Raw genomic sequence first — 18,509 nt, 5'->3', positions numbered from 1 at the left:
CTTTGTAGCAACTATCGTAGAGTAATAATTAGCCTAGCTGATTAATACTAAAAAAACCCGAGCTTAGTCTCGGGTTTTTTAATGCCTGAATAAAAGTGATTAGTTTTTAGCTATCAGCTTTTAGCTGCTTGGCGTTAATGTAAATAATGTTGTTTGGGTCGGCTTTACAAATCCCAAGTGGAAGTGGTCACTGGTGTGTAAGGGGGCTTATTCAGTGAATAACTATCGACACTTACAGAGTATTAGCCTAAGCTAAAAATGGCTTAAATTTACAACAGGAAATGGACAATGAATAATAAAAATAACTATCCACAAGGTGTATTTTGCTGGGCTGAACTGTGTACTCACAACTGGCAAGAAGGGAAGGCTTTTTATACTGCGTTGTTTGAGTGGGGAAGTGACGATCAACCCATTGGCGATGATGAGTATTACACTATGCTACAAAAGCAAGGTGACGATATTGCAGCCATGTATCAAATGCCTAAAGAGCAAGTGGCTGATTCCATACCTAGCTACTGGTTGACCTATATTGCAGTGGATGATGTTGATGCATGTGCAATGAAGGCGCAAGAGCTCGGCGCTAAAATTATAGCAGGCCCGCATAATGTGATGGATGCGGGACGTATGTTAATGCTAAAGGATCCTGCGGGTGCCACGGTGGCGTTATGGCAAGGTAAAGAGCATATAGGGTGTAAGCGTCCTTGCGAGCTCAACACGCCTTATTGGCATGAAATGGCAACGCGCGATAGTGAAACGAGTCGTCATTTTTATTGTGAACTACTGGGTTGGCAAAGCGAAATAAAGCCAATGGAGGGGATGGATTACACCTTGTTTTTAGTTGCGGGCAAGCCTGTAGCAGGCATGCTACAAATGACTGATGAATGGCCTCAAGACGTCCCTCCTCACTGGATGATTTACTTTGCTGTAGATAACTGCGATAGCTATGTAAAAAAAGTGGCGAGCCTTGGAGGGCAGGTGTGCGTACCTGCTACAGATATTCCTGATGTAGGGCGTTTTAGTGTTATTTGCGACCCTCAAGGCGCTGTTTTTTCTATCATTGAATCGGTAATGGATGATATTAAAACTTAACTATCAGCAACGTTTGCGGCTAAATTTTAAACTTTAGTGTGGTGATTTAGGCGCAGTAATTATGTTCTTTTTTGCTATAATGACGGGTAATTACACCGTCAGTTAGCAAGAGAGCATAATGGAATTTGAACAAGACAGTAAATTAACCTTACCGTTATTTATTTTAAATGAGTCGCTTAGTGAGCGAGATGTAGAAAAGCCTGATTTAGACATTTCCTTCGCTCTTAATGATGAGCTACTGACGCAGATATGCCAAAACCCAGCACCCGATAGCAGTATTGCTATTAGTTTAAAAGAGTATGCACTTGAGCTGCATAGTAGTGAATTTAATGGAGTATTAAATCACGAGCACGATGCACAAATAACGCTGACCCACGGCCCACTGCTAAGTGTGGTGTTAAATACCCAGGACAACCAGACCTTTGTCTCTCCGCAAATGGACATGATGCCAACCTTCGACCTCGGTGATGAGGACGAAGAATGAAAAAAATTCTGATCAGCACACTCGTCCTTATTATTCTCAGTGGGTGTGCTTATTTAGGTAATGCCCATTACAATGATTTATTTGGTAATGAACAAACACAGCAGCGAATTGTGCCACACGATACCGGTGCTGGTGCTGAGTTTTTGCAAAACGTAAAGCCAGTACTTGATACACGTTGTGTGGTGTGTCATGGCTGTTATGATGCGCCTTGCCAGTTAAAACTTTCTTCGCCTGAAGGGATAGATAGGGGGCTGAGCAAAGAGCTGGTTTATGATGGTACACGGTTGTTAGCAAGTACGCCAAGCCGGTTATTATTTGATGCAACCACAACTCAGCAATGGCGCGATAAAGGCTTTACACCCGTATTAAATGAGCGTAACCAAAGCCCAGAAGCTAATTTAGCCGGCGGTGTTTTATTTAATTCACTGGTTTTAAAACAAAGCGCCCCTTTACCTGAAAATGAAATTCTCGATGATGAATTTGACTTTTCACTTAGCCGTTCACAAACCTGCGCGACTATTGGCGAATTTGATCGTTTAGCAGCTGAGCAGCCTCACGGCGGCATGCCTTACGGTTTACCAGGGGTGTCTAGTAAAGAGTTTTATCATTTACAAAAGTGGCTCAAAGAGGGTGGAAAAATGGCGCATATTAAACCGCCCACCGAAACCGAGCTAACAAACGTTAAAAACTGGGAAGCTTTTTTAAATCAAGACAGCTTAAAATACCAATTAGCTGCACGTTATATTTACGAGCACTGGTTTTTAGCCCATATTTACTTTGATTCTGATAACCCTCAGAACTTTTTTAAACTCGTTCGCTCAAGTACGCCGCCAGGCGAAGAAATTAAGCTAATTAATACGCGCCGACCATATGATGATCCAAAAGTGAGTCGTGTTTACTATCGCTTATTACAAGATCGCTCAACCGTTTTATCAAAAACACATTTGCCATTAAGGCTTGATGACGCCAAGCTTGCACGTATTTATGAGCAATTTATTGCCCCTGAGTATACGGTAACTAAAATGCCTAGTTACGAGCCTAAATCAGCATCTAACCCTTTTAAAACGTTTGAAGTGATCCCTATTGATGCTAAGTATCAGTTTATGCTTGATGAAGCTGAGCTAATCATAATGGGCTTTATTAAGGGGCCTGTGTGTCGGGGGCAAATAGCACTTAATGTGATTAACGATCACTTTTGGGTGGCTTTTGCAGACCCGAAAAAAGTCGCGACGCCCGCTGTTGAAGATATGTTATTACAACATGAAGAGGCACTTGAGCTGCCTGCAGCAGAGGAAAGCAATGCATTGCCTATCTCCAACTGGGTTAAATATTCGGTGCGCGAGAAAAAGTACTTACAGGCTAAAGTTAAGCTTGCTAACGAAATGTTTAAAAATGGAGAGCATTTAACCACCGACCTATTATGGAAAGGTGAAGGCCATAACAAAAATGCTGCGCTTACCATATTTCGCCATTTTGATAGTGCTACTGTAGTAAAAGGGTTTATTGGGCAAGAGCCTAAAACTATGTGGGTTTTAGACTATGCGTTGTTTGAGCGTATTCATTACCTACTTGTTGCTGGCTTTGATGTCTATGGAAATATCGGCCACCAATTAGTGACCCGTTTGTACATGGACTTTTTACGTTTAGAAGGCGAGCAAAACTTTTTAGCGTTATTACCTGAAGCTAAGCGCCATCAAATTAAAAAGAGTTGGTATAGAAAGTCGCCACCAAGCTTATCTAAGTTTTTTAAAAACAACCGAGAGTTTAGCCAACCTAGCGGTATTGAATATAAAACGGATGATCCACAGCATGAGCTGTATGGTTTAGTTAAGCAAACTTTAGCGCCAGTACTGAGTGAGCACTACGATTACACAAAAGTACCCACGCCATTAAATGCACTAAACAATATGCCCGCTAAAGCGATAAATTTATTACCGCAGTTATCGTATATTTTGGTTAAGCAAGACGATGCTTCACATAAAGCTTACACGCTTATTCACCACAACGCGCATTACAATATTTCCAGCTTATTAAATGAAGATGGTCAGCGCGCTTATGATGAAGATACCGCCACCCTAGTGCCAGGCTTTATTGGCGATTACCCTGCGGCTATTTGGTATTTAAATGATCAAAATGAAGTGGGTGAATTTGCACAGCTATTACCTATGATGCAAATTGAAGCTGATTATGCCGCTTTAAAAGTAAAATTTGGTATTCGCCGTTCACACCCCGAATTTTGGAAATACAGCGACATACTGCATAAGGTAGCTAAAGATTATCGCGGTGTAGAGTTTGGTATGTTCGATTATAACCGCTTAGAAAACCGATAATCGTAGCGCTCTCTAATGAGAGATTTGCGCCTAATGTAATACATTTAGCCCAGTAATTTACTGGGCTTTTTATTTATATAATTACTAAAGCTGAAGTTGAGTTTTGTATATATAGGCTACACTTAAAATAAAAAGCGGCCTTGTATGTTTAAAATAATTGCCAATCTGAGACAGCGCTACCGATGGGCGTTAATCGCTATAGCATTATTAATAAGTGGCTCAGCCTTATTGCTGCAGTATGGTTTTTCTGTACAAAAGTACGACGCTAAAATAATTAATATGGCAGGTAAGCAGCGTATGCTCTCGCAAAAAATTGCTTGGCATAGTAATGCACTACTTTCGTCTCGAATCGATGTGGCTACCCACACCTTTTCACTCGAGCAATCTCTCTCCCAATTCAAAACAGCTCATGCGGTATTGCTTACAAAGCAAGGCGACAGTTATCGCTACCTAACGCCAGAATTAGTAAAGTTATATTTCTCTGAACCAGCTAATCTCGATAACGAAGTGAATGAGTTTATTACCCAGGCTAGTTGGTTGCTATACCAAAAAGGAGAAATAGACACACAGGTGCTCAGCGTAGCACATGTAGAAAACCTACTTGTCAAACTTGACCGCGCAGTGACTTTATTTGAACAGCATGCATTAAAAAAAGTTAACCGCGTGTCTAATTTAGAGCTGTTATGTTGGCTACTGGCCATGGTGTTACTGCTTATTGAGCTAAGGTTTGTGTTTATGCCTATGGAAAAAGAGGTAGAGCGCACTTTGGTCGCTCTTCAAAAACAAAAAGACTTTGTAGCGCAAATGAGCCAAAACAAAGAGCACTTTATTGCTAGAGCAAGTCACGAGTTTAGAACCCCGTTGCAAGGCTTAATTACATCGATAGATGAGCTCACCATCAATGCCGACCAACAAAATATTAAAACGCAAGCTAGCTATTGCGCTCTCAGACTTTTATCTATGTTAGATGAGCTACAAGATTTACAAGCACTCAGCACGGGTAAGTGGGCGCCAATTCTTAAAAACGAAAACCTTCTAGAGTCAATAAACAAAGTGGTGTTAGCGTATGAATACGCAGCGCAGCAAAAAGGGCTTAAGTTAATTACTCATTTTGATGATTCCCTTAATTGTTTTTGCAAGTTAGATCATCAGCGCTTACAGCATGTATTAACTGAGCTAATTAGCAACGCTATTAAGTTTACGCAGAAGGGGAAAGTTGAAGTTACAGCACACATGCAAAGCTCGCAGCTACATTTTACAGTCAGCGATAGTGGGTGTGGTTTTGCTAATGAAATAACCGAACTGGAGTTTGATTCATTTAAGCAAACTAACCACTTTCAAGGATTAAGAACGGGATTAACACGGGCGCAGTATGTTGTTAAAGCCCTTCATGGCACGCTCGCATTTAAAAACAATGCAATGCACGGTGCACACGTTACGCTCAATTTACCAATTGAAATTACCAATAAACAAACAGAAAAAGGGGTCGAAAAAAAGCTTTTTTGCCTTGTAGTTGAGGACAACGAATTAAATACCTTGTTACTCACACGTATTTTGAAAACGTTAGGCGTGGACTATGAATGCGTTGTAAATGGCCTAGAAGCCTGTGAAAAGGTATCTAAAACTGACTATGATGTGGTTTTTATGGACTTAAACATGCCGATAATGGATGGCTTTGAAGCAACTAAAAAAATACGCAAAGAGCTAAATAAAACCATGCCCATCATAGTGGTTACTGCAAATACCTCAGCCGAAGACATGGACTTAATTTATGAATATGGCGCGAGTGAGCATATTCATAAACCCATAAGTAAGCAGGCAGTGGCTGATGCATTGGTAAATGTTTGCATAGCTAATGAAATAAATTAATACGCAATTAAATACGCTTGCTAAAGTAATTTACTATACGTTAAGTTGTTTATTTAGCTTATGGTGAAGGCAGTATTGTGCAAAGTATTGTATTTGAACAATTTAATGGTTATTTACAGGGGCAAGGTAAAAGCCGCTACACAATTAATGACTTAAGTTGGCAAGTGAATGCCGGCGAGCACTGGCTATTATTAGGGGCTAATGGCGCAGGTAAATCGGCATTGAGCGCCGCATTAACGGGAGGGGCTAAGCAGCAAAGTGGTACTTTTAAAAGTACATTTAATAACACGCAGCTTGTGTCATCTGATGTGCAAAAACAGTTAATCAAGCATGAAATTGAACATGAACACCACAGCTTAGTAAAAGATTTTATTTTTCCTCAAAATGCTAGTTACAACCGTGAGCTACGCATAAAGCTAATAGATGCTTTTAATTACAGCGCCCTTTTAAAGAGGAATTTTAGAGATCTCTCTACCGGCGAAACCCGTAAACTCCTTCTTATAAATGCGTTGAGTAGTGATGCTGATTTAGTGGTGCTAGATGAGCCATATGACGGCTTAGATAAACATTCGTGTGAGGTGCTAAACACTTTATTAGAAACACTTAGCTCAACAATTAACTTTGTATTTGTGTTAAATAGGCTTGATGAAATTCCGCCCTTTATTACTCACTACGCATATGTAAATCAGGGGCAGTTGCAGCAAGTACTCAATAAGCCAACTGCAGAGCAGCGTGCTGATTTGCTCAAGCTACTGCATTTAACTCATACCACTTTAGAAATACCTCAACCAGATGACTCCCAAGCTCGAGCAGAGTATACCGCCGATACATTGGTTAAGCTTACTAATGCTAAGGTTAGCTACGCTGGGGTTAATATATTTAAAAAACTCACTTGGCAAATTAATAAACATCAACACTGGCAATTAAGTGGTAAAAATGGCTCAGGTAAAACCTGCTTATTAAATTTAATAACCGGCGATAACCCTCAATGCTATAGCAACGATATTGAAGTATTTGGATTTAAACGTGGTACGGGTGAAAGTATTTGGGATATAAAACAGCATATTGGCTTTATATCAAATGCGCTGCATATGGATTATCGAGTAAGTATTTCAGCGCTTAATACGGTTATTTCTGGATTTTTTGACAGCATTGGCTTATATCAAAAGCCAACAGAGTCACAGGTAAATACAGCTAAGCAATGGTTAGCGCTGATTGGATTAAGCGATAAACAAAATAGCCCATTTACGCAACTTTCGTATGGCGATCAGCGCATGCTATTAATTGTGCGCGCCATGATAAAACACCCCACGTTACTTATTTTAGATGAGCCTTGCCTAGGGCTTGATGAAGCAAATAGGCAGCGGGTGTTAGTATTAATCGAGAAAGTGTGTGCCGCCAAAACAAGTACTGTGATTTACGTGAATCACCATGCGGCAGACAAAATTAAAGGAATAGAGAATTACTTAAAAATGGAAGATTTTAATTAAAGGCTGGGCTTATTATGCCCAACCTTTAGCATCACTTTATAGGCGAGTAATAGTAAAGCCTGCATCAGTTAACTGTTTTATTAAACCGTGTTGCTCTGGCAAGTGAAGTGCACCTACCGCAATAAAGAGTTTTTCGTTAGCCAAGCGAGGCACTAATTGCTCCACCCATTTATCATTACGGTTTACTAGCATTACTTGCTCGCTTATTTCACCATAATTACTATCGTCAAAACTCATGTTGTAGTACTCGGTAAGGGTTTCCATATCACCATTTTTCCACGCGTTTACGAGCTTGATAAAGTAGGTGTTAATATCGGCAAGCTGCTCAAAGGTTTCTTCAATCATTTCGTTGCTTAATAGCGCCATACCATCAAACATTTGCAGTTGCTGCTCTAGCGTTTCTAACTCTCCAATCGTGATATTTTGCTTTTTAGCGTAAGCAAGTACTTGCTTGTCTATGCCTGTTTGGTCGGAAAACCCTGCATTTTGAAATTCAATTTGCATCATGGTTACCATTACAGCCCAAGGCTTTAGGCCATTAAACATAGCTATATCAATCGATTTTTTAGCAAAGTACTCTTTAAGCTTATTGTAGTTTTGTTTTGATAGTTCTGTTTGTAATGTTTTGCCATCTTTAAGCATCATAAAGGGCATTGAACGCTGCTGCATTTGCAGTGGTGTGAGTTTACTAATATCTACTTCAACAATAACTTGCTCGCTTTGATCTATAGCTTTCGTTATTTTTTCTGGTAAACCTTTCATGCTTGCGTCACCCACATGAACCGTGCCAAACAAGTAAGAGCTAGTACCGTTTTTTTCTACTTTGAACAGTGCCGGCGCTGCGACACTATTAAAACTAGTTGCTATAAAAAGTGCCAGTATAAAAAACTGACTAATTCGAGTGAGGGCTTGCATGGTTTGTCCTTAAATTTAATTGAATTGCATAAATACTAGCTTAAATTAAAGCGCTTTAATAAACCTATTTGGTTATATTAAACACTTTTAAATGCGCTTTTGAGTTTAGTTGCACTAAGAGCCATATTTAAGTGGACTGAATGTGATTGAGCAGAATGTAATAGCGCTAGTGAATTAACCCTGCCTGATTAGTGAAGTTTTAAGTTATTTACCGTGCTGTGCTGCTATTTGTACTGCAATGTATCAAAAATTAATCAAGCCCTATATGGCTATTATGTGGTTAGTGAATTTACTTGATGCAAATTAAGGTATAAATTTTTCAGTTAATCCTTTTGTTATGAATTAAAAACCCTTTTAAAGTCAATTTTCGAACTTTTGTTGAATTAAGTTTGGTGTTGACTTACTCGCCTCAGCGCGGTACAAATACAAATACAGAGCGAAGAGTATTACTTCGTAACAAATGAACACATTTTGGTATTAATTACATGCTTACAAATGCACTTAACCTAGTCCTGATTATTATCGTGGTGATTATTCCCGCGAGGGCTTCGTAGTGCTATAAACTTAAGCATTAAAAAGCCCTCCGCACCTAACCGTTCGGAGGGCTTTTTAGTTTTAAGCACAAAGTTTTAAAGATTTTAGCTATAAGTTTTAAGTAAGCAGGTAATTGGGTTGTCACTGAGGAATGAGGATTAATTAATGACAGGCGCAGAACTAACAATCGATTTATTAGCCAAGCACGGCGTAAATGAGGTATTTGGCTACCCTGGCGGAGCTATTATGCCCATTTATGATGCGCTGTATGGCGCGCCTGTAAAGCATTACCTTACTCGTCACGAGCAAGGTGCTGGCTTTGCCGCAGTGGGTTATGCCCGCAGCACAGGCAAATTAGGTGTTTGTTTTGCTACCTCAGGCCCAGGTGCTACTAACTTAATAACCGCACTTGCCGATGCGATGATGGACTCAGTACCATTGTTAGCAATTACCGGCCAAGTTCCCACTGCCGCTATTGGCTCAGATGCATTTCAAGAAGTCGATGTACTAGGTATGTCACTATCGTGTACAAAACACAGCTATATGGTAGAGCGCCCAGAAGACTTAGCCGAAGTACTGCAAGAAGCGATGCACTTAGCGCAAAGTGGTCGACCAGGCCCAGTGCTTGTAGATATTCCAAAAGATATTCAAATGGCGCAAGTGCCTTTTAAACCGTGGTTAGCCGCTGATGAATATTTACCCCAGCTAGATCTAAACCAAGTGGCCATTGCAAATCAGCTATTAAGTGAGGCAAAGCAGCCTGTCGCGTATGTAGGTGGTGGCGTGCAAGCCGCTGATGCGCAAAATGAGTTAATGCAGTTTTTAAATAAAACACAAATGCCAGCGGTATCAACATTAAAAGCGTTAGGCAGTGTATTACCTGATTACGAACATTACTTAGGAATGCTGGGCATGCACGGCACACAAGCAGCTAATATAGCAGTACAAGAGTGTGATGTGCTTGTATGTATAGGCGCGCGCTTTGATGACCGCGTAACCGGTAACTTAGCTAAATTTGCTGCCAAAGCAAAAGTAATCCACTTAGACATTGATGCGGCCGAAGTAGGTAAACGCAAACCCGCTAAAGCGTCTTTAATTGCTGATTTAAAAACCTCATTACCCGCACTTGAGTGTGTTGTAACACCTAAAGCATGGTGCGATACAAATAAACTCATGAGCGAAAAGCATGCATGGCGTTACGACTACCCAGGCGAAAAAGTATTTGCCCCGTATTTATTGAACCAATTAAGTCAGCATATGCCAAAAACTGGCGTAGTGTGCTGCGACGTGGGCCAGCACCAAATGTGGGTAGCGCAACACATGAAATTTAACCACCCAAGCAATCATTTAAGTAGTGGTGGCGCAGGTACTATGGGCTTTGGCTTACCAGCGGCTATTGGCGCGCAAGTAGCACGCCCAGATGATTTTGTAATAACGGTGTCGGGGGATGGCTCAATCATGATGAATATTCAAGAGCTTGCCACTATTCGCCGTAATAATTTACCGGTAAAAATACTCATATTAGATAACCAACGCTTAGGTATGGTTCGTCAATGGCAGGAGCTGTTTTTTGAAGGTCGTTACTCGGAAACAAACCTGTCAGATAACCCTGATTTTGTTCAATTAGCCGCAGTATTTGGTATTCCTGGGCAAACGATCACCAAAGCCAACGAAGTTGACGATGCAATAACAGCATTAGTTAATAGCAAGGGCCCGTATATTTTACATGCCTGTATAGACGATAAAGAAAACGTATGGCCGCTTGTACCACCTGGGGCTGCAAATGACGAAATGATTACGGAGAAAGCACAATGAAACACAGCTTAACGATTGCACTTAAAAATCAAAGTATTGCGGTGGAGCGCTTTTTACGTGTTGTGCGTCACCGTGGTTTTGACCTTACGCATTTTCAGCTTAATACAGATGAAGCTCATTATACGATAGCAATGACGGTCGATAGCGATAAGCCGATTCATCTATTAACCAACCAGCTAAACAAGTTGGTAGACGTGAAAGAAATCAGCTTAGAAAATTTACAGCAACAAGCAGTGTAACTGCCAACGAAACACATTTACGCGTTACTGAGTATAACCTTCAGTAACTCAACAATTTTTAGAATGAGGAATGCCCGCTTACACAGCGGCAAAACAGAGGTAACTATGGCTAAATTAAGAAGTGCAACAACAACTGAAGGACGTAAACGCGCAGGCGCACGTGCATTATGGCGCGCAACAGGCATGACCGACACCGACTTTGGTAAACCTATTATTGCTGTAGTTAACTCGTTTACGCAATTTGTGCCCGGGCACGTACACCTTAATCAGCTTAGTGAGCTAATGGCTGAAACCATCACCCAAGCGGGCGGTGTACCAAAAGAATTTAACACCATCGCCATTGATGATGGTATCGCAATGGGCCATGGTGGCATGCTTTACTCTCTGCCTTCACGCGATTTAATTGCCGACTCGGTTGAGTACATGGTTAACGGCCACTGCGCCGATGCAATGATCTGTATTTCTAACTGTGACAAAATCACCCCAGGGATGATGCTTGCAGCGCTACGCTTAAATATACCGGTTATTTTTGTATCGGGCGGCCCAATGGAAGCAGGTAAAACAAAGCTTGCTAACATCGATATTAAACTCGACTTAGTTGATGCCATGGTTAAAGGCGCTGATGAAACAGTCAGTGATGCCGATTCAGAGCAAGTAGAGCGCTCTGCGTGTCCTACCTGCGGCTCATGTTCAGGTATGTTTACTGCCAACTCAATGAACTGTTTATTAGAAGCTATTGGTCTTGCGCTACCGGGTAACGGTACAACGCTTGCAACCCACAAAGATCGTAAGCAGCTTTATGTAGAAGCGGGCGCCCGTATTGTTGATTTATGCCGCGAGTACTATCAAAAAGACAATCACGACGTACTACCACGCGCAATTGCAAACAAAACAGCCTTTATGAACTCTATGGTGGTTGATATTGCCATGGGTGGTTCATCTAATACCGTATTGCACTTATTAGCAGCGGCACAAGAAGCCGGTGTAGATTTTGATATGTCGCACATTGACGAGCTATCTCGCAAAACGCCGTTTTTATGTAAAGTGGCGCCTGCTACAGCGCAATACCATATTGAAGATGTGCACCGCGCTGGTGGCATGATGGCAATAGTACGTGAGCTTGGCAAAGCTGGTTTAGTTGATTTATCAGTAAACCATGTTGCAGGTATGACAATGGGTGAGCTTGTTAAAAAATGGGATGCTACGGATCCAAACAACGAAGCTGCACAAAAGTTTTATCGTGCAGGTCCTGCTGGTATTCGCACGACCAAAGCGATGAGCCAAGAGTGTCGTTGGGATGAAGGTGATAATGATCGTGAGAATGGCTGTATTCGCAGTGTTGAACACGCCTTTAGGCAAGATGGCGGCTTAGCTGTACTTTCAGGAAATTTAGCAGTTGATGGTTGTATTGTTAAAAGTGCAGGTGTTGTTGACGAAATGCTTCATTTTGAAGGCACCGCTGTGGTTTATGAGTCACAAGATGAATCAGTAGAAGGCATTTTAAACGATGAAGTTAAAGCCGGTGATGTCGTGGTTATTCGTTACGAAGGTCCTAAAGGGGGCCCTGGCATGCAAGAAATGCTTTACCCAACTAGCTACTTAAAATCAAAAGGCCTTGCTGAAAAATGTGCCTTGATCACCGATGGCCGTTTCTCGGGCGGCACCTCTGGTTTATCAATCGGGCACGTATCGCCAGAGGCGGCAAGTGGCGGCGCTATTGCATATGTTGAAAATGGCGACAAAATTATCATTGATATTGCTTCACGTGAGATTACCCTTGCATTAAGTGATGAAGAGCTGGAAGCGCGAAAACAAAAGCAATTAGCACGTGGCAAACAAGCGTATAAGCCGCTTGATCGTGACCGCTATGTATCATCGGCATTAAAAGCGTATGCATTACTTGCAACCAGTGCAGATAAAGGCGCAGTACGTGATTTAGCCAAACTGGAGGAGCTTAGCTAATTATGGTTTCTCAAGAGCTCGATTATTTTCGCGCTATTATTCAAGCCAATATGGAACCGCTCGCTAAAGTAACTGAGGTGAGCGAAATGCGCGACCTCAGTGATAAATTAGGCAACCATGTTTGGTTAAAGCGTGAAGATCAACAGCCTGTGTATTCGTTTAAGTTACGCGGTGCTTATAATAAATTAAACAAGTTACCTAAAGGGTCCGTGGTTATTACGGCATCTGCGGGTAACCATGCGCAAGGTGTGGCGCTTAGTGCTTCACATCTTGGCCATAAAGCCACTATTGTTATGCCTGTTACTACGCCTGAAATAAAAGTTAGTGCGGTACGTGCACTGGGCGGTGAAGTGGTTTTACATGGCCATCATTTTGATGCAGCAAAAGCACACGCTCTTGAATTAACAGAGCAACGTAATGGTGTATTTGTACCGCCTTTTGATGACCCTGACGTAATTGTGGGGCAAGGCACAGTGGCTCGCGAGCTTATGCAGCAACTCAATGAGCTTGATGCGGTATTTATCCCTGTTGGCGGTGGTGGTTTACTTGCTGGCATGGCGGTTTATATCAAATCATTACGTCCCGATATAAAAGTGATTGGCGTAGAAGCCGACGAAAGCGCGTGTTTACAAGCTGCGCTTAAAGCGGGCGAGCCAGTAGAGCTTGACCGTGTTGGCAGTTTTGCCGATGGCGTAGCGGTTAAAATTATTGGCAGTGAAACATTTCGCCTAGCGCAAAAATTTTGCGATGAAGTTGTAACTGTCAGTGGCGATGAAATTTGTGCCGCCATGCAAGATATTTTTGTCTCTACTCGCGCAATTTCGGAGCCCTCAGGTGCGCTTGCCACCGCAGGGCTTAAAAAATGGAGCCAACAATCTGGTCTAAAAGGGCTGCATTTAGCAGCGGTGCTTTCGGGAGCTAACTTAAACTTTGACCGCTTACGTTATGTTGCAGAGCGCACCGCGCTTGGTGAAAAAAACGAAGCGTTACTTGCGGTAACCATTAAAGAAGAAAAAGGCAGCTTTAAGCAGTTTTGCACCTCTTTAGGGGGCCGTGCTATTACTGAGTTTAACTACCGTTATGCAGGCCCTGGTGAAGCGCAAATATTTGTGGGTATAGCCCTGCGCCAAGGTGAGCAAGAACTCAGCGAGCTAAAACAAGACCTAACTAACAACGACTACCCATTTTGCGATTTATCAGATAATGAGCTCGCAAAATTACATGTACGTTATATGGTAGGGGGCAAAGCACCTGAGCAGTTGCACGAAAGGTTATTACGGTTTGAATTTCCAGAATACCCAGGCGCTCTAGCACGCTTTTTAGATACCCTAGGTAGCAATTGGAATATTACTTTGTTCCATTACCGTAATCATGGGGGGTCTATCGGAAATGTACTGGCGGGCTTTGCGATTGAGCCTAGCCAATTTGAGATGTTTAACGAGCACTTAAACCGCTTAGGTTACAGTGTGCAAGACGAAACACATAACCCGTGTTTTACGCAGTTTTTAACCTCTCAGCCAAACAGCTCAAACGTTGATAACGTAGCCTCAGCTTAAGGCTTCATAAGCAAGTATGCGCCTTTGCATGCTTGCTTTATTGTGTGTTTTAAATATAGTTACACCTAATGACTACTATTTGGAACACTCAGTTGCTTATTAAAGGATTAATACTTGCAAGCTTGCTTTTTTGCAGCCAGCTAATGGCTCAAGAATCAGTCACTTTACAACTTAAATGGACCCACCAATTTCAGTTTGCTGGCTATTACATGGCTCAGCAAAAAGGCTACTACAGAGACGCCGGACTTAATGTGACCATACGCGAAGCCAATCCTAAAATGCCTGATACTTTTACTCCTGTAGCAACCGGAGAAGCTCAGTTTGGGGTGGCGCATTCGGGGATTTTACAACAAAGAGTAAACGGCCAACCGCTTGTTGCAATGGCGGCTATTTTGCAGTTTTCCCCGTACTGTTGGATGGTAAAAGACAGCTCTGATATTTTTCACCCTCGCGATTTTACCGCTAAACGTATTACCGAAGTAAGTAAAAAAGACAGTACCGAGTTGTTAGTCATGCTAAAACGCAGCGGCATTGACACAACTACTTTAGACGTTTTTGAAGGCGATGAGCCTGCACTGCAAGCGTGGCAAGAAAACAAACTTGATGCAATGCAAGTGTATATTACAACTCAGCCCTATTTAATGACTCAGCAAGGGGTATCGCATCGCCTTATATGCCCACAGCGTTATGGTATGGATGTATACGGTGATGTGTTATTTACCAGCGAATCAATGCTTAAAAAGCACCCTCAAACGGTCGAAAAGTTTTATCAAGCGAGTTTAAAAGGTTGGCGTTATGCCTTAATGAATATGGATGAAGCCATAGCTATTACTCAGCAAGTGTATGCGCCAAATAAAAGTTTTCATCAGCTAGCCTACGAGGCCGAAGTATTGAAAGACTACATATTGCCGCCGACGACTCAATTAGGGAATATGTCGATGGCCAAATGGCGCTTAATTGCAGATTATTATGGTATTAAGCAAACCCAATTTGACGAGCACAAAGCGAGGTTTGTGTATAAATACCAAGAGCCGGAGCAATTACAACTGTCGTGGATGCTAATAGCCGCTTTCATTGTAAGTATTATTTCGATCCCCCTTTATTTGCGGTTAATCCTCGCAAAAAAATAACCGCTTAATGCAGCTCTGCGCAACTGGTATAATTAAACGTCTTTTTACTATTTTAAGTTGTTATGAACCTAGCTGAGCAGTTTGCAGCACTCGATGCAGTGCTAATGAATACCCGCGAATATTGGCAATGTACGGCATTTGATTTTGATGAATTACCGTGGCCTGAGCTTCAAGCGGCGTTACATAACTTATCAGATGAAGATGTTGCAAGGCTTGATAACGATCAGCAACAGCTTTATCAATTTTTTAGCCCATTTATTGCCGGGGTAGAGCAGCTACCTGAGCTGTGTAATTTACCAAAAAACCAGCAGCAACGCAGTGAATACCCGTTTTGGATAAGTAACGGTATTAAAGGGCGTAAGTTTGAGCAACTACAAGACTTTGTTTCAGCATTGCCTTTTACAACGCAACCTGTTTTAGAGTGGTGCGCGGGCAAAGGCCACTTAGGGCGTATGCTTGCTTATAACGGGGCGCAAAGTGTGCGAAGTGTTGAGCTACAAGCACACCTATGTGAGCAAGGAGAGCACAGTGCACGTAAGCAAGGTTTAGCGATGCAATTTAGCCAAGCAAATGTACTTGAAGATGATATAAGCCACTTTTTTAATACCGACACACATGCGGTGGCACTGCATGCATGTGGCGCACTGCACCAAACATTTATGCAACACGCCAGTGCCGCTAGGGTAAAACGTATTAGTTTTTCGCCGTGCTGTTATCACTTATTTACTGATAATAAGTACCATCCAATGAGTGAGCTTGCCTTTACCAGTAAGCTGAATTTAACACACCGCGATTTAAAGTTGGCGCTGCAAGAGACAGTTACAGCCCCTTCACGTGTGGCTAAAATACGAAAAACTGAGGTGGAATGGCGCTTAGGGTTTGACGCACTTCGAAAGTCAATTACTAATGAGCAGTTTTACGTAAGCGTGCCATCGGTTAATAAGGCGGTATTTTCTGGCACATTTGCACAGTTTTGTGCTTGGGCGGGTGATAAAAAGTCTCTAATTATTCCTCAAGATACTGATTACGATAAGTTTTTACTAATAGGTAAGGCGCGTAAAAAAGTAACAGAGCGAATCGAACTGGTTCGACATGTGTTTAGAAGAGCAATAGAAGTTTGGCTTGTGCTCGATCGTGCTTTATATTTGCAACAGCAAGGTTATCACGTTTCAGTTAGCACCTTTTGCGAGAAACAGTTAACTCCTCGCAATATTTTAATTCTTGCAAACACCAACTAAAAAGGCGCTCATTATTTGTCTTTTTTGGGGTGTAATTCCTATCCCAATCTAAATAAGAGATGCAATGAGAAAGCTAAAAAATTTATTCGAAAACAACAAACGTTGGGCTGCACGTACAACCGAAGCCAACCCTGAGTTTTTTAAAATATTATCAATGCAACAAAACCCAGAGTATTTGTGGATTGGCTGCTCCGACTCGCGTGTTCCTGCAAACCAAATTGTTGATTTATTACCAGGTGAACTATTTGTACACCGCAATGTGGCTAATGTAGTGGTGCATACTGACCATAACTGTTTATCGGTAATGCAGTACGCGGTAGAGGTGCTTAAAGTAAAGCATATTATGGTGGTGGGACACTACGGCTGTGGCGGTGTACAAGCGGTATTAAATAACGCCAAATTTGGTTTTATTGATAATTGGTTACGCCATGTTGGCGATGTAAAAGAAAAACACTTAGCGCAGCTTAATGCAATGGGTGAGCAACAGCGTTTAAGTCGCTTAATTGAGTTAAACGTTATTGAACAAGTACGCAACGTGTGTAGAACAAACATAGTGCAAGATGCATGGGATAAAGGGCAAGAGCTCACGATTCATGGTTGGGTATATGGATTAGAGAACGGCCACTTACACGACTTATCATCGGTTGTAACCTGCGCCGATGAAGAAGCCGAGGTGTATAAAAAAGCCGTTGCACATGTACTCGCTAAAGCCGGTTGCGAGTAATTTAAGTAATGACTAAAACGGCGATAATCATAGGGGCAACAGGGGTTGTGGGGAGTGAGCTATTAACGCTTTTACTGCAAAGCCCTGCGTTTTGTAAAGTGGTTGCTATTACACGCCGTAAGCTAGACATTAAACATACTAAGCTCACTAATCATGTTATTGATTTTGATTGTTTAACTAACTACTGCGCGTTATTTAAAGGGGATGTGCTTTTTTCGTGTTTAGGCACAACTAAAAAGCAGGCTGGTTCAATCGCGGCGCAGCGTAAAGTTGATTTTGATTATCAGTTTATTGCGGCGCAAATGGCAGCAAACAATGCAGTGAGCCATTATTGCTTGGTGTCATCAAGTGGCGCTAATGCACACAGCATCAGCCCTTACTTAAAAATGAAAGGCGAGCTTGAGCAGCATATAAAAACGCTGGGCTTTGCAAAAGTAAGTATATTTCAGCCGTCTTTATTAATGGGTGAGCGAAGCGATACTCGTTTAGCTGAGCAAATAGGCGCATTTGTGTTACCTGTTATTACACAACTTCCTTTTTTAAAACGTTATAAACCTATTACGGGCAAGCAAGTGGCGCAAAAAATGTGTGCTGTGAGTTTGGCGCAGCAACAACCCCTGCAATACTATGTATTAGATGCATTGTTTAATGCATAGTGGATAAATGTTTAAGTTAAAAGCAAAAAAGCAGCCTTGGCTGCTTTTTTTTGGCTGAGTATACATACGTAAATACGTGCTACTCGGCGTTATTTTTAGCATTTAATTGTTGCTCTAGTAAAACAACTTTTGCTTCAAGCTCCGTGAGTTTTTCACGAGTACGAATAAGTACTTGGCTTTGCACATCAAATTCTTCGCGGCTAACAAAGTCCATTTCAGCCAGCTTATTTTGTAAAACTTGTTTGGTTTTACCTTCGAGTGTATCTGCTAGGTTTTTTACACCTTGCGGCATGTTATTGGTGATTTGCTTAGCAATTTCTTCAAGTTTTGCTGGATTGATCATAATCGTCCCTTGCTTTTGCCCTAAAATGATAATGACTAATATTACCTTATACCTAAGGCATTTAATACATGATCACCATAATGGAATTAATTAATCTAATGGCTATGCCTGTATCTGTGGTTACGGTAAAATTAG

The 18,509-nt window shown here is 41.7% G+C and carries 15 protein-coding genes; 13 read left to right on the top strand and 2 right to left on the bottom strand.

The window, feature by feature from the left end; genetic code table 11:
• Positions 1 to 288: 288 nt before the first annotated feature.
• The 5 genes from AN389_RS07285 (at position 289) to AN389_RS07265 (ending at position 7,262) form a co-directional block, all read left to right on the top strand.
• Entirely contained in the window at positions 289 to 1,089 is an 801-nt protein-coding gene (locus AN389_RS07285; RefSeq protein ID WP_055017798.1) for a VOC family protein, read from the top strand.
• 118 nt (positions 1,090 to 1,207) lie between these two features.
• Positions 1,208 to 1,573 carry a hypothetical protein gene (locus tag AN389_RS07280; RefSeq protein ID WP_055014538.1) on the top strand — a complete coding sequence of 122 codons (366 nt, stop codon included), beginning with the start codon at positions 1,208 to 1,210 and terminating at the stop codon, positions 1,571 to 1,573.
• A complete protein-coding gene (locus AN389_RS07275) occupies positions 1,570 to 3,903 on the top strand; it encodes a fatty acid cis/trans isomerase (protein ID WP_055014539.1) in 2,334 nt (777 codons plus the stop codon). The genes AN389_RS07280 and AN389_RS07275 overlap by 4 nt, the downstream gene beginning before the upstream one ends.
• Positions 3,904 to 4,047: 144 nt before the next feature.
• The gene (locus AN389_RS07270) at positions 4,048 to 5,772 is read left to right on the top strand and encodes a response regulator (protein WP_055017797.1); all 1,725 of its coding nucleotides are present in this window, start codon (positions 4,048 to 4,050) and stop codon (positions 5,770 to 5,772) included.
• Between the two features lie 77 nt (positions 5,773 to 5,849).
• Positions 5,850 to 7,262, top strand: coding sequence for an ATP-binding cassette domain-containing protein (locus AN389_RS07265; protein ID WP_055019514.1), 1,413 nt, complete (start codon positions 5,850 to 5,852; stop codon positions 7,260 to 7,262).
• Between the two features lie 36 nt (positions 7,263 to 7,298).
• Here AN389_RS07265 and AN389_RS07260 read toward each other — a convergent pair whose 3' ends face one another.
• On the bottom strand, positions 7,299 to 8,177 hold the full coding sequence (locus AN389_RS07260; protein WP_055017795.1) for a TraB/GumN family protein: 879 nt from the start codon (positions 8,175 to 8,177) through the stop codon (positions 7,299 to 7,301).
• 699 nt (positions 8,178 to 8,876) lie between these two features.
• Between AN389_RS07260 and ilvG the strand changes: the two genes are divergently transcribed.
• The 8 genes from ilvG to AN389_RS07220 all read left to right on the top strand — a co-directional run bounded on the left by ilvG (position 8,877) and on the right by AN389_RS07220 (position 18,031).
• Positions 8,877 to 10,526, top strand: a complete 1,650-nt coding sequence (ilvG, locus tag AN389_RS07255) for an acetolactate synthase 2 catalytic subunit (RefSeq protein WP_055017794.1) — start codon at positions 8,877 to 8,879, stop codon at positions 10,524 to 10,526.
• On the top strand, positions 10,523 to 10,765 hold the full coding sequence (gene ilvM / locus AN389_RS07250; RefSeq protein WP_055014549.1) for an acetolactate synthase 2 small subunit: 243 nt from the start codon (positions 10,523 to 10,525) through the stop codon (positions 10,763 to 10,765). The genes ilvG and ilvM overlap by 4 nt, the downstream gene beginning before the upstream one ends.
• A 105-nt stretch (positions 10,766 to 10,870) precedes the next feature.
• On the top strand, positions 10,871 to 12,727 hold the full coding sequence (ilvD, locus tag AN389_RS07245; RefSeq protein WP_055014550.1) for a dihydroxy-acid dehydratase: 1,857 nt from the start codon (positions 10,871 to 10,873) through the stop codon (positions 12,725 to 12,727).
• 2 nt (positions 12,728 to 12,729) lie between these two features.
• Complete coding sequence (gene ilvA / locus AN389_RS07240) at positions 12,730 to 14,283, top strand: threonine ammonia-lyase, biosynthetic (RefSeq protein ID WP_055014551.1); 1,554 nt, start codon at positions 12,730 to 12,732, stop codon at positions 14,281 to 14,283.
• 143 nt (positions 14,284 to 14,426) lie between these two features.
• Positions 14,427 to 15,413, top strand: coding sequence for an ABC transporter substrate-binding protein (locus tag AN389_RS07235; protein WP_055014645.1), 987 nt, complete (start codon positions 14,427 to 14,429; stop codon positions 15,411 to 15,413).
• Between the two features lie 62 nt (positions 15,414 to 15,475).
• A complete protein-coding gene (locus tag AN389_RS07230; RefSeq protein ID WP_055017793.1) occupies positions 15,476 to 16,651 on the top strand; it encodes a methyltransferase in 1,176 nt (391 codons plus the stop codon).
• Between the two features lie 64 nt (positions 16,652 to 16,715).
• Entirely contained in the window at positions 16,716 to 17,375 is a 660-nt protein-coding gene (gene can, locus AN389_RS07225) for a carbonate dehydratase (RefSeq protein WP_055014553.1), read from the top strand.
• An 8-nt stretch (positions 17,376 to 17,383) separates the two neighbouring features.
• Complete coding sequence (locus AN389_RS07220) at positions 17,384 to 18,031, top strand: NAD(P)H-binding protein (RefSeq protein WP_055014554.1); 648 nt, start codon at positions 17,384 to 17,386, stop codon at positions 18,029 to 18,031.
• Between the two features lie 79 nt (positions 18,032 to 18,110).
• Here AN389_RS07220 and ubiK read toward each other — a convergent pair whose 3' ends face one another.
• Positions 18,111 to 18,374, bottom strand: a complete 264-nt coding sequence (ubiK, locus tag AN389_RS07215) for a ubiquinone biosynthesis accessory factor UbiK (protein ID WP_004589302.1) — start codon at positions 18,372 to 18,374, stop codon at positions 18,111 to 18,113.
• Positions 18,375 to 18,509: the final 135 nt, after the last annotated feature.

The organism is Pseudoalteromonas sp. P1-7a, from assembly GCF_001401855.1.
Classification (GTDB): Bacteria; Pseudomonadota; Gammaproteobacteria; order Enterobacterales; family Alteromonadaceae; genus Pseudoalteromonas.
Note: the sequence above shows the minus strand (reverse complement) of the source record. Positions and strands in the feature narration are given on the sequence as shown.

Excerpts from the sequence above, each read along its gene's own strand:
- AN389_RS07285 (WP_055017798.1), top strand. The coding sequence starts at position 289 with ATGAATAATAAAAATAACTATCCACAAGGTGTATTTTGCTGGGCTGAA.
- AN389_RS07280 (WP_055014538.1), top strand. The coding sequence starts at position 1,208 with ATGGAATTTGAACAAGACAGTAAATTAACCTTACCGTTATTTATTTTA.
- AN389_RS07275 (WP_055014539.1), top strand. The coding sequence starts at position 1,570 with ATGAAAAAAATTCTGATCAGCACACTCGTCCTTATTATTCTCAGTGGG.
- AN389_RS07270 (WP_055017797.1), top strand. The coding sequence starts at position 4,048 with ATGTTTAAAATAATTGCCAATCTGAGACAGCGCTACCGATGGGCGTTA.
- AN389_RS07260 (WP_055017795.1), bottom strand. The coding sequence starts at position 8,177 with ATGCAAGCCCTCACTCGAATTAGTCAGTTTTTTATACTGGCACTTTTT.
- ilvG (WP_055017794.1), top strand. The coding sequence starts at position 8,877 with ATGACAGGCGCAGAACTAACAATCGATTTATTAGCCAAGCACGGCGTA.
- ilvM (WP_055014549.1), top strand. The coding sequence starts at position 10,523 with ATGAAACACAGCTTAACGATTGCACTTAAAAATCAAAGTATTGCGGTG.
- ilvD (WP_055014550.1), top strand. The coding sequence starts at position 10,871 with ATGGCTAAATTAAGAAGTGCAACAACAACTGAAGGACGTAAACGCGCA.
- ilvA (WP_055014551.1), top strand. The coding sequence starts at position 12,730 with ATGGTTTCTCAAGAGCTCGATTATTTTCGCGCTATTATTCAAGCCAAT.
- AN389_RS07235 (WP_055014645.1), top strand. The coding sequence starts at position 14,427 with ATGGCTCAAGAATCAGTCACTTTACAACTTAAATGGACCCACCAATTT.
- AN389_RS07230 (WP_055017793.1), top strand. The coding sequence starts at position 15,476 with ATGAACCTAGCTGAGCAGTTTGCAGCACTCGATGCAGTGCTAATGAAT.
- can (WP_055014553.1), top strand. The coding sequence starts at position 16,716 with ATGAGAAAGCTAAAAAATTTATTCGAAAACAACAAACGTTGGGCTGCA.
- AN389_RS07220 (WP_055014554.1), top strand. The coding sequence starts at position 17,384 with ATGACTAAAACGGCGATAATCATAGGGGCAACAGGGGTTGTGGGGAGT.
- ubiK (WP_004589302.1), bottom strand. The coding sequence starts at position 18,374 with ATGATCAATCCAGCAAAACTTGAAGAAATTGCTAAGCAAATCACCAAT.